We start from the raw sequence: 10,248 nt of genomic DNA, 5'->3' as shown, positions 1-10,248 counted from the left end.
GGCCGGCGGCGGGAGACCCGCCGCCGGCCCTCCGGCGTTCCCGGGGACGCCACCGGCCCCCCGCCGCCCCGGCCGGGGCGGCGGGCAGGGGGGAGGCCGCCGGCACGGGGGCGGCACCGGCCCCGCCGGCCGCCGCGGGCGGCAGACCGCGCTCGCGCAGCGACAGCGGCACCCGCAGCACGGCGATCCACACCAGGCAGGAGCCGAACAGGTGGAGCGCCACCAGCACCTCGGGCAGCTCCGTGAGGTACTGGACGTAGCCGATCACGCCCTGCGCCATCAGCACCAGGAACAGCTCCCGGGTGCGGGCCAGCGGTCCCCTCGGGGCGTCCACGGCGCGCAGCGCCAGCCACAGCAGCACGGTCGCGCCGACCACCGCCCAGGCCAGCAGGGCGTGCGTCCGGGCGGCCGCCTCCCAGCCCATCAGCTGCATCCTCGGCACGTCGCTGCTGTCGCCCGCATGGGGGCCCGTACCGGTCACCACGGTGCCGGCGACGATCAGCGCCGCGCAGAGGGCCACCAGCGCCCAGGCGAGCCGGCGCAGCCGCGCGCCCGCCAGCGGACGGGGCTCCTCGTCGCCCTCGCGGGCCCGCAGCCAGGTGAGGGCGGCGACGGTGAGCAGCGCGGTGGCGAGCAGGAAGTGGGCGGCGACGGTGTACGGGTTCAGCTCCATCAGCACGGTGGCGCCGCCCATCAGGGCGTTGGCCACCACCAGCCAGAACTGTGCCCAGGCGAGCCGCGACAGGTCCCGGCGGCGCGGCTCGGCGGAGCGCACCGCGAGGATGGCCCAGCCGACGGCGGCGCTCAGCACGTACGTCAGCAGGCGGTTGCCGAACTCGATGGCGCCGTGCAGGCCCATCTCGGGCGTGGCGATCAGGCTGTCGCCGCTGCACTTGGGCCAGGTCTCGCACCCCAGCCCCGAGCCGGTCAGCCGCACCACCCCGCCGGTGACCACGATGACCACGCTCATGACGAGCGCGGTCAGGGTGGCGCGCTCCACGGTGCGCTGGGACGGGGTCCAGCGCCTGGCGACGTACGCGACGGGACTCCGCGCGAATTCGAGCAGTTTGGACACGCAGCCATGGTAGGCGGGCGCTTGTGCATGCTTTCACGAGGGGTGCGGCATCCGGGCGGCACCCGGCCGGACGGGCCCCGGGCCTCACTCCCAGCGGAAGAAGCGGGCCGCGGCCGCCAGGCCCAGCACCGCCCACACCGCCAGGACCGCCAGCGGGCCCCACGGCAGCCCGGCGCCGTCGCGCAGCACCTCCCGCAGCCCCTCGGAGAGCGCGGAGATCGGCAGCAGCTCCAGCGCCCCGCGCACCGCGGCGGGGAACTTCTCCAGGGGCACCACCACCCCGCCGCCCACCAGCAGCAGGACGAACACCAGGTTCGCCGCCGCCAGCGTCGCCTCGGCCCGCAGCGTCCCGGCCATCAGCAGCCCCAGCCCGGAGAAGGCCGCCGTCCCGGCGAGCAGCAGCAGCGCGACGGCGAGCGGGTTCCCCCGCGGCGACCAGCCCAGGGCCAAGGCGACCGAGACCAGCAGCACCACCTGGAGCACCTCGGTCACCAGCACCGCGCACGTCTTGGCCGCCATCAGCCCCCACCGGGGCAGCGGCGAGGCGCCCAGCCGCTTGAGGACGCCGTAGCGCCGCTCGAAGCCGGTGGAGATGGCCTGGCCGGTGAAGGCGGTGGAGAGCACGGCCAGCGCCAGCACGCCCGGCGCCAGGAAGTCCACGCGCCCGCCCCCGCCGTCCCCCTCCTCCGCCAGGTCCACGATGTCCACGGCGCTGAACAGCACCAGCAGCAGGGTGGGGATGACGATCGTCAGCAGCAGCTGCTCGCCGTGGCGCAGCAGCAGCCGCGTCTCCAGCGCGGCCTGCGCGGCGATCATCCGCGGCAGCGGCGCGGCACCCGGCCGGGGGGTGTGCGCGCCGTGCCCGGCGCCCTCCGTCGTCCTCGCGCTCACGACCGCAGCTCCTTGCCCGTCAGGTCCAGGAAGACGTCCTCCAGGGTGTGCCGCTCCACCGCGATGCCGTCCGGCAGCACCCCGTTCTGCGCGCACCAGGAGGTCACGGTGGCCAGCAGGTGGGGGTCGACGGAGCCGGTCAGCCGGTACGTGCCGGGGACCGGTTCGGCGGCCGAGGTGCCCGGCGGCAGGGCCTTGAGCAGCGACCCCAGGTCGAGCCCGGGGCGGCCGGTGAAGCTCAGGCTGTTCTCGGCGCCGCCGCGGCACAGCTCCTCGGGGCTGCCCCGGGCGATCACCCGGCCCTCGTCGACGATCGCCACGTCGTCGGCGAGCGTCTCGGCCTCGTCCATGAAGTGGGTGGTCAGCACCACCGTCACCCCGTCCGCGCGCAGCTCGCGCACCAGGTCCCAGGTGGCGCGGCGGGCCTGCGGGTCCAGGCCGGCGGTCGGCTCGTCCAGGAAGACCAGCTCCGGCCGGCCGACGACGGCCAGGGCCAGGGCCAGCCGCTGCTGCTGGCCCCCCGACAGCCGCCGGTAGGGGGTGCGGCCGCAGCCGGCGAGCCCCAGCCGCTCCAGCAGCGCCCCGGTGTCCAGCGGATGGGCGTGCAGCGCGGCCACGTGGCGCAGCATCTCGGCGGCGCGGACGGTGGGGTAGACGCCGCCGCTCTGGAGCATCACCCCGATCCTGGGCCGCAGGGCCCGCGCGTCCGCGACCGGGTCCAGGCCCAGCACGCGGACGGTGCCCGCGTCGGGGCGCCGGTAGCCCTCGCAGGTCTCGACGGTGGTGGTCTTGCCGGCTCCGTTGGGGCCGAGGACGGCGGTCACGGTGCCGCGTGCCACGGTGAGGTCCAGCCCGTCCACCGCGGTCGTGCTCCCGTACCGCTTCACCAGCCCCGCGACCTCGACGGCCGCCGTGTCTCGCATGGGTGCGAGTGTAGGAGCCCGCCCGGCCGCCCGCGGCCGCGGGCGGCCCGCTCCCGGCCCCCGGGCGCCTGCCGGCCCGCGGCGGACACGGCGGGTAAGGCTCGCCTTACGTGACGCATCCCATTCCGGCAGGTCAGGACGCGGCTTGCCGCCTTCCCGCGAATTACGCAACAATGGCGTTGTGAAAAAGCTCCGCCCGGGACGACGGCCCGGCGGAGCGGCATGGAACCCGACGGAGTGAGGAGGCGCACGACGCGCATGGCAGCCCGCAGCGGCACCGGTGACGCCCGTACCTCCGCCCCCTCCACCCCCGACGAGCACCACGGCACCCGCAACAGGGTCGCCCGTTCCATCCTCGACCACGGCCCCTCCACCGCGGCCGAGCTGGCCCAGCGGCTGGAGCTCACGCAGGCGGCCGTCCGCCGCCACCTCGACGCCCTCGTGGCCGAGGGCGTCGTCGAGCCCCGCGAGAAGCGGGTCCACGGCACGCGCGGCAGGGGGCGCCCCGCCCGGGCCTTCGCGCTCACCGACCGCGGCCGCGGCGCCTTCGACCAGGCGTACGACCAGCTGGCCGTCGACGCGATGCGCTGGATAGCGCAGGCGGCCGGCGGCGGCGAGAAGGGCCGTGCGGCGGTCGCGGACTTCGCGCGCGCCCGCGTCGCCGCCCAGACCGAGCGGTACCGGGCCGAGCTGGAACGGGCCGCGCCCGAGGACCGCGCCAGGGTCCTGGCCGAGGCCCTCTCCAGGGACGGGTACGCTGCCACCGCGCGCAGCGCGCCCGCCTCCGCCGGGGGTGCCCCCGGGCGGAACCCCGGGGGGGAGCAGCTCTGCCAGCACCACTGCCCGGTGGCGCACGTCGCCGAGCAGTTCCCGCAGCTGTGCGAGGCGGAGACCGAGGTCTTCTCCCGCCTGCTCGGCACCCACGTGCAGCGTCTGGCCACCATCGCCCACGGCGACGGAGTGTGCACGACGTTCATCCCCGGCAAGGCCCCGGCCTCCGGGACAGCGCCCACGACATCCAAGACCACCGCAGCATCTGCAAGCACAGCCGGGAGGAACCCCGCATGACTCTCCCCACGGAGACTGCCCACCCTGAGCTGGAGGGCCTGGGCAAGTACGAGTACGGCTGGGCCGACCCGGACGCCGCCGGCGCCTCGGCCAAGCGCGGCCTCTCCGAGGAGGTCGTCCGCGACATCTCGGCGAAGAAGTCCGAGCCGGAGTGGATGCTGAAGCTCCGCCTGAAGGGCCTGAAGCTCTTCGACAAGAAGCCCATGCCGAACTGGGGCTCCGACCTGAGCGGCATCGACTTCGACAACATCAAGTACTTCGTGCGGTCCACCGAGAAGCAGGCCCAGTCCTGGGAGGACCTGCCGGAGGACATCAAGAACACCTACGACAAGCTGGGCATCCCCGAGGCCGAGAAGCAGCGCCTGGTCGCCGGTGTCGCCGCCCAGTACGAGTCCGAGGTGGTCTACCACCAGATCCGCGAGGACCTGGAGAGCCAGGGCGTCATCTTCCTGGACACCGACACGGCGCTCAAGGAGCACCCGGAGCTGTTCCAGGAGTACTTCGGCACCGTCATCCCGGCCGGCGACAACAAGTTCGCCGCGCTGAACACGGCGGTGTGGTCCGGCGGCTCGTTCATCTACGTGCCCAAGGGCGTCCACGTGGACATCCCGCTCCAGGCCTACTTCCGGATCAACACCGAGAACATGGGCCAGTTCGAGCGGACGCTGATCATCGTCGACGAGGACGCCTACGTCCACTACGTCGAGGGCTGCACCGCGCCGATCTACCAGTCGGACTCGCTGCACTCCGCGGTCGTGGAGATCATCGTCAAGAAGGGCGCCCGCTGCCGCTACACGACCATCCAGAACTGGTCGAACAACGTGTACAACCTGGTCACCAAGCGCGCCGTGGCCTACGAGGGCGCGACGATGGAGTGGGTCGACGGCAACATCGGCTCCAAGGTGACCATGAAGTACCCGGCCGTGTACCTGATGGGCGAGCACGCCAAGGGCGAGACCCTCTCGATCGCCTTCGCCGGCGAGGGCCAGCACCAGGACGCGGGCGCCAAGATGGTGCACATGGCGCCCAACACCTCCTCGAACATCGTCTCCAAGTCGGTGGCGCGGGGCGGCGGCCGCACCTCCTACCGCGGCCTGATCGAGATCGGCGAGGGCGCCGAGGGCTCCAAGTCCAACGTGCTGTGCGACGCACTGCTGGTGGACACGATCTCGCGCTCGGACACCTACCCCTACGTCGACGTCCGCGAGGACGACGTGACGATGGGCCACGAGGCGACGGTCTCCAAGGTCAGCGACGACCAGCTCTTCTACCTGATGCAGCGCGGCCTGTCCGAGGACGAGGCGATGGCGATGATCGTGCGCGGCTTCGTCGAGCCGATCGCCAAGGAGCTGCCCATGGAGTACGCGCTGGAGCTCAACCGGCTGATCGAGCTGCAGATGGAGGGCGCGGTCGGCTGACCGCCGGCCCGGCCGGCCGCCGGTCCGGACGGTCCCCGTCCGGACCGGGCCGGCCACCCCGTGACCGTGGGCGAGCCGAGGGGGACGCCGCCGCCGGGAGCGACGAGACCCAGCGACCGAGGTACGCGGGAGCACGGGTCGAGGAGCGCCGGCGGCGGGTCCGGGCCCCCAAGGCGAGCGAACACACAGAGACGAGAGAGCGAGCAACACGACAGCCATGGCTGAGGCTCAGAACATCCCGGCGGGTGCCAGCACCACCGGAGCGATCGCGGTGGCGGCCGAGTCCACCGTCGCCACCAGGATGAGCGCACCGCCGTCCTTCGACGTGGCGGACTTCCCGGTTCCGCACGGCCGCGAGGAGGAGTGGCGCTTCACTCCCCTGGAGCGGCTGAAGGGGCTCCACGACGGCACGGCCACCGCCGGGGCCGGCGTCAAGGTCGACATCTCCGCGCCCGAGGGCGTGACGGTGGAGACCGTCGGCCGCGACGACGCCCGTCTGGGCCGGGCCGGCAGGCCGGTCGACCGGGTGGCCGCGCAGGCCTACAGCGCCTTCGAGAAGGCCACGGTCGTCACCGTGCCCCGGGAGACCGCGCCCGCCGAGCCGATCCGCGTCGGCATCCAGGGCCAGGGCGGCGTGTCCTTCGGGCACACCGTCTTCGAGCTCGGCGCCTTCGCCGAGGCGACCGTCGTCATCGACCACACCGGCGACGGCGTGCGCGCCGCCAACGTCGAGTACGTCCTCGGCGACGGCGCCAAGCTGACGGTCGTCTCCGTGCAGGACTGGGACGACACCGCCGTCCACTGCTCCCAGCACAACGCCCTGGTCGGCCGCGACGCCACGTTCAAGTCCGTGGTCGTCACCTTCGGCGGCGACCTCGTGCGCCTCCACCCGCGCGTGAACTACGCGGGCCCCGGCGGCGAGGCCGAGCTGTACGGCCTGTACTTCACCGACAACGGCCAGCACCAGGAGCACCGGCTCTTCGTCGACCACGAGGTGCCCAACTGCCGCAGCAACGTCGTCTACAAGGGCGCCCTCCAGGGTGAGAACGCCCACGCCGTGTGGATCGGCGACGTGCTGATCCGCGCCTCGGCCACCGGCACCGACACCTACGAGCTCAACCGCAACCTCGTCCTCACCGACGGCGCGCGGGTGGACTCGGTGCCCAACCTGGAGATCGAGACCGGCGAGATCGTCGGCGCCGGCCACGCCTCGGCCACCGGCCGCTTCGACGACGAGCAGCTGTTCTACCTGATGGCCCGCGGCATCGCCGAGAAGGACGCCCGCCGCCTGGTGGTGCGCGGGTTCTTCGCCGAGCTGGTCCAGCAGATCGGCCTGCCCGACCTCCAGGAGCGCCTCATCGCCAGGATCGAGGAAGAGCTGGAGGGGTCGGTCGCATGAGCACCGCGGAAGGCACGGCGGACACGCAGGGCTTCGTCCGCGTCGCCGCGCTCGGCGAGCTGGAGGAGGACGCCCCCCGCCGGGTGGAGGTCGACGGCACGCCGGTCTCCCTGGTCCGCACCGGGGGAGAGGTCTTCGCGATCCACGACGTCTGCTCGCACGCGAACGTCTCCCTCTCCGAGGGGGAGGTGGATGACTGCCGGATCGAGTGCTGGCTGCACGGCTCCAGCTTCGACCTGCGCACCGGCGAGCCCTCCGGCCCGCCCGCCACGCGCCCCGTCCCCGTATACCCCGTCAAGATCGAAGGAGACGGCCCCGACGCGGCCGTGCTCGTCTCCACCACCCAGGAGTCCTGAAGCCCCATGGCAACGCTTGAGATCCACGACCTGCACGTCTCCGTCGAGGCCGAGAACGGCCCCCGGGAGATCCTGCGCGGCGTCGACCTGACCGTGAAGCAGGGCGAGACGCACGCGATCATGGGCCCGAACGGCTCCGGCAAGTCCACCCTCGCCTACTCGCTGGCGGGCCACCCGAAGTACACGATCACCGGTGGCACCGTCACCCTGGACGGCGAGGACGTCCTGGAGATGTCGGTGGACGAGCGGGCCCGCGCCGGCGTCTTCCTCGCCATGCAGTACCCGGTCGAGGTGCCCGGCGTGTCGGTCTCCAACTTCCTGCGCACCGCCGCCACCGCCATCCGCGGCGAGGCCCCCAAGCTGCGCACCTGGGTGAAGGAGGTCAAGGAGGCCATGGAGCGGCTCTCCATCGACCCCGCCTTCGCCGAGCGCAACGTCAACGAGGGCTTCTCCGGCGGCGAGAAGAAGCGCCACGAGATCCTCCAGCTCGAGCTGCTCAGGCCGAAGATCGCGATCCTCGACGAGACCGACTCCGGCCTGGACGTGGACGCCCTGCGCATCGTCTCCGAGGGCGTCAACCGCGTCCGGGAGACCGGCGAGGTCGGCACCCTGCTGATCACCCACTACACGCGCATCCTCCGCTACATCAAGCCCGACCACGTCCACGTCTTCGCGGCCGGCCGGATCGCCGAGTCCGGCGGCCCGGAGCTGGCGGACAAGCTGGAGGAGGAGGGCTACGAGGCCTACGTGAAGGGGGGCCCGGCGGCCTGAGCCGCCGGCGCGGGGCCGCGGACGTCGCGGCCCCGCGCTCCGCGGGCGCCCACGGCCCCGCCGTACGGGCGCACAATGGGGTTACCCCCGGAGCGGGAGTTCCGGGGGAGAACGGAGAGACACGAGCGTGACACAGCTGCCGGGCCTCCTCGACACAGAGGCGATCCGCAAGGACTTCCCCCTCCTGGACCGCACGGTCCACGACGGGAAGAAGGTCGTGTACCTGGACAACGCGGCGACCTCCCAGAAGCCGAACCAGGTCCTCGACGCGCTGAACGACTACTACACGCGGCACAACGCCAACGTCCACCGCGGCGTCCACGTGCTCGCCGAGGAGGCCACGGCGCTGTACGAGGGCGCGCGCGACAAGGTCGCCGCGTTCGTCAACGCGCCGAGCCGCGACGAGGTCATCTTCACCAAGAACGCCTCGGAGTCGCTCAACCTCGTGGCGAACATGCTCGGCTGGGCGGACGAGCCCTACCGCGTCGACGACCGGACCGAGATCGTCATCACGGAGATGGAGCACCACTCCAACATCGTGCCGTGGCAGCTGCTGTCGCAGCGCACGGGCGCGAAGCTGAAGTGGTTCGGCCTCACCGACGACGGGCGCCTGGACCTGTCGAACATCGAGGAGGTCATCACCGAGCGGACCAAGGTCGTCTCGTTCGTGCTGGTCTCCAACATCCTGGGCACGGTCAACCCGGTCGAGACGATCGTCCGCCGCGCCCAGGAGGTCGGCGCGCTGGTGGTGGTCGACGCCTCCCAGGCCGCCCCCCACATGCCGCTGGACGTGCAGGCCCTCCAGGCCGACTTCGTGGCCTTCACCGGTCACAAGATGTGCGCGCCGACCGGCATCGGCGTGCTGTGGGGACGGCAGGAGCTGCTGGAGGACCTGCCGCCGTTCCTCGGCGGCGGCGAGATGATCGAGACCGTCTCGATGAACTCCTCCACCTACGCCCCCGCACCGCACAAGTTCGAGGCGGGCACCCCGCCGATCGCGCAGGCCGTCGGGCTGGGCGCCGCCGTGGACTACCTCGCCTCGATCGGCATGGACCGCATCGCGGCCCACGAGCACGCGATCACCGAGTACGCGGTCTCCCGGCTCCGGGACGTCCCCGGCCTGCGGATCATCGGGCCGCCCACCGCCGAGGACCGCGGCGCCGCGATCTCCTTCACCCTCGGTGACATCCACCCCCACGACGTGGGGCAGGTGCTCGACGAGCAGGGCATCGCGGTCCGGGTCGGCCACCACTGCGCCCGGCCCGTCTGCCTGCGGTACGGAATTCCCGCGACCACGCGTGCGTCGTTCTATCTGTACTCCACTCCCGCCGAGGTCGACGCCCTGGTGGAGGGCCTGGAGCACGTGCGGAACTTCTTCGGTTGAGGTTCCGGCTTGACCGACCACGGACGACTGCAGCGGCTGAAGGTGACTCGTGAAGCTTGACTCCATGTACCAGGACGTGATCCTGGACCACTACAAGAACCCGCACGGGCGTGGGCTCCGCGACGGTGACGCCGAGGTGCACCACGTCAACCCGACGTGCGGCGACGAGGTCACGCTGCGGGTGAAGCTCGACGGCTCGACCATCGCCGACGTCAGCTACGAGGGGCAGGGCTGCTCCATCAGCCAGGCCAGCGCCTCGGTGCTGAACGAGCTGCTCGTCGGCAAGGAGCTGGACGAGGCGCGCCGCGTCCAGGAGACCTTCCTGGAGCTGATGCAGTCCAAGGGCCGGATCGAGCCGGACGACGCCATGGAGGAGATCCTGGAGGACGCGGTCGCGTTCGCGGGCGTTTCGAAGTACCCGGCGCGCGTCAAGTGCGCCCTGCTGAGCTGGATGGCATGGAAGGACGCCACCGCCCAGGCCCTGGGCGGCGGCGCCGTTGAGGAGAAGACCGCATGAGCGAGACCGAGACCACGACGAAGCCGGCGAGCGAGGACGAGGTCCGCGAGGCGCTGTACGACGTGGTGGACCCCGAGCTGGGCATCGACGTCGTCAACCTGGGCCTGGTCTACGGCATCCACATCGACGACGCGAACGTCGCGACCCTGGACATGACGCTGACCTCCGCGGCCTGCCCGCTGACCGACGTCATCGAGGACCAGGCCAGGTCGGCGACCGACGGCCTGGTCAAGGACCTGAGGATCAACTGGGTCTGGATGCCGCCGTGGGGCCCGGACAAGATCACCGACGAGGGCCGCGAGCAGCTCCGCGCCCTCGGCTTCAACGTCTGACGGCGCTGCGCCGCCCCTCCTCCAGGACCGCCCGCGGCCCGGGCGCCGCATAGCCTCGTGCCATGGTGTACCTGATGCTGGCGAGCGCGATCCTGGCCGAGGTGCTGGCCACCA

At 72.4% G+C, this 10,248-nt stretch carries 11 protein-coding genes; 8 read left to right on the top strand and 3 right to left on the bottom strand.

Annotated features, from left to right (window positions below):
- The 3 genes from ACFSJS_RS27030 to ACFSJS_RS27020 all read right to left on the bottom strand — a co-directional run.
- A partial coding sequence (locus ACFSJS_RS27030) for a COX15/CtaA family protein (RefSeq protein ID WP_380904964.1) occupies positions 1-1,075 on the bottom strand: 1,075 nt, incomplete at its 3' end.
- An 84-nt stretch (positions 1,076-1,159) separates the two neighbouring features.
- A complete protein-coding gene (locus tag ACFSJS_RS27025; protein WP_380904974.1) occupies positions 1,160-1,891 on the bottom strand; it encodes an ABC transporter permease in 732 nt (243 codons plus the stop codon).
- A gap of 71 nt (positions 1,892-1,962) precedes the next feature.
- Positions 1,963-2,889, bottom strand: coding sequence for an ABC transporter ATP-binding protein (locus ACFSJS_RS27020; RefSeq protein ID WP_380904962.1), 927 nt, complete (start codon positions 2,887-2,889; stop codon positions 1,963-1,965).
- Between the two features lie 258 nt (positions 2,890-3,147).
- On the opposite strand from ACFSJS_RS27020, the gene ACFSJS_RS27015 reads away from it, so the two are divergent.
- The 8 genes from ACFSJS_RS27015 (at position 3,148) to ACFSJS_RS26980 (ending at position 10,134) form a co-directional block, all read left to right on the top strand.
- A complete protein-coding gene (locus tag ACFSJS_RS27015; protein ID WP_380904960.1) occupies positions 3,148-3,957 on the top strand; it encodes a helix-turn-helix transcriptional regulator in 810 nt (269 codons plus the stop codon).
- Positions 3,954-5,375, top strand: coding sequence for a Fe-S cluster assembly protein SufB (gene sufB, locus ACFSJS_RS27010; RefSeq protein WP_380904958.1), 1,422 nt, complete (start codon positions 3,954-3,956; stop codon positions 5,373-5,375). The genes ACFSJS_RS27015 and sufB overlap by 4 nt, the downstream gene beginning before the upstream one ends.
- Positions 5,376-5,592: 217 nt before the next feature.
- Positions 5,593-6,774 (top strand): Fe-S cluster assembly protein SufD, encoded by a 1,182-nt coding sequence (gene sufD / locus ACFSJS_RS27005; RefSeq protein ID WP_380904956.1) that lies wholly within the window; start codon positions 5,593-5,595, stop codon positions 6,772-6,774.
- Positions 6,771-7,130, top strand: coding sequence for a non-heme iron oxygenase ferredoxin subunit (locus ACFSJS_RS27000; RefSeq protein WP_380904954.1), 360 nt, complete (start codon positions 6,771-6,773; stop codon positions 7,128-7,130). The genes sufD and ACFSJS_RS27000 overlap by 4 nt, the downstream gene beginning before the upstream one ends.
- 6 nt (positions 7,131-7,136) lie before the next feature.
- A complete protein-coding gene (sufC, locus tag ACFSJS_RS26995) occupies positions 7,137-7,901 on the top strand; it encodes a Fe-S cluster assembly ATPase SufC (RefSeq protein ID WP_380904952.1) in 765 nt (254 codons plus the stop codon).
- 127 nt (positions 7,902-8,028) lie between these two features.
- A complete protein-coding gene (locus ACFSJS_RS26990; RefSeq protein ID WP_380904950.1) occupies positions 8,029-9,285 on the top strand; it encodes a cysteine desulfurase in 1,257 nt (418 codons plus the stop codon).
- A 49-nt stretch (positions 9,286-9,334) separates the two neighbouring features.
- The gene (gene sufU, locus ACFSJS_RS26985) at positions 9,335-9,802 is read left to right on the top strand and encodes a Fe-S cluster assembly sulfur transfer protein SufU (protein ID WP_380904948.1); all 468 of its coding nucleotides are present in this window, start codon (positions 9,335-9,337) and stop codon (positions 9,800-9,802) included.
- Positions 9,799-10,134, top strand: a complete 336-nt coding sequence (locus ACFSJS_RS26980) for a metal-sulfur cluster assembly factor (RefSeq protein ID WP_380904946.1) — start codon at positions 9,799-9,801, stop codon at positions 10,132-10,134. The genes sufU and ACFSJS_RS26980 overlap by 4 nt, the downstream gene beginning before the upstream one ends.
- The last annotated feature ends 114 nt before the right edge of the window (positions 10,135-10,248 follow it).

This window comes from Streptomyces desertarenae, assembly GCF_042681365.1.
Taxonomy (GTDB): domain Bacteria; phylum Actinomycetota; class Actinomycetes; order Streptomycetales; family Streptomycetaceae; genus Streptomyces; species Streptomyces desertarenae.
Note: the sequence above shows the minus strand (reverse complement) of the source record. Positions and strands in the feature narration are given on the sequence as shown.